This is a genomic window from Roseateles sp. P5_B10, assembly GCF_056400485.1.
Genome location: NZ_JBFULE010001371.1, coordinates 1 through 858, shown reverse-complemented (window position 1 = coordinate 858; position 858 = coordinate 1). Strand labels below are relative to the sequence as shown.

Sequence of the window (858 nt, the reverse complement as noted above, 5' to 3'; positions counted from 1 at the left end):
GCCGACACCCGTGACAGGCAGTCTCATCCAGGCCAAGCCGGGTGCTACGACGGTCCTGATCACGCGCGGCCTCGTCCTGCCGGCCCACCACGCAGCGGGTGAGACCAAGGTGGTGGCCGATCCGGCCCTGGTGGACCCCAAGACGCTGCTGCCAAAATCGCTGAAGGCGCCACCCGCGTCCGTACCGCGCACATGACGGCGTTGGTCGACACGAACGCCGCGCCTGCGGGCCTGGCGAGACGTTTCGCGGCCTTTCTCTACGAAGGCGTACTGCTGTTCGGCGTGGTCTTCTTCGCCGGCTTCCTCTACTCGGTGCTGACGCGCCAGCAGCATGCGCTGGAGGGTCGCACGGGCATGGCGGTGAGCCTTTTCATCGTRCTGGGCCTGTACTTCGTCGGCTTCTGGACGCGCACGGGTCAGACGCTGGCGATGAAGACCTGGCATCTGCGCGTCACCGACGCCGCCGGCCGGCCGCTGCGCTGGGGCCGTGCGTTGCTGCGCTACTGCTTGAGCTGGCTGTGGTTCCTGCCGGCGCTGATCAGCGTCTGGGCGCTGGGCCTGCACGGCGGCGGCGCCATCATCGGCAGCCTGCTGGCCGGCATCGCCGGCTACCTGCTGATTGCACGCCTGCACCCGCAGCGACAATTCCTGCACGACGCCCTCTGCGGTTCGCGCGTCATCACCCAACTTCCCGTGCGCTCATGAGCGCAGCGCCGGGCCGTCCCAAGCAAACTCGCTCCCGCCTGGCGGGACAAGGCCGCAGGCCTAAGGGTGCCCCATGACCAACCCGCACAAGGGCCGGACCGGCCTGGACCGCATCATCCACGCCGCCGGCTATTCCTGGGCCGGTCTCAAGGC

1 protein-coding gene and 1 pseudogene are annotated in these 858 nt (G+C 69.0%); both read left to right on the top strand.

What is annotated here, in order from left to right:
• Positions 1-196: pseudogene (locus tag AC1DU6_RS33400) on the top strand (DUF3106 domain-containing protein); the annotation flags it as partial.
• Entirely contained in the window at positions 193-705 is a 513-nt protein-coding gene (locus AC1DU6_RS33395; RefSeq protein ID WP_457349608.1) for an RDD family protein, read from the top strand. The pseudogene AC1DU6_RS33400 and the gene AC1DU6_RS33395, both read left to right, overlap by 4 nt.
• The last annotated feature ends 153 nt before the right edge of the window (positions 706-858 follow it).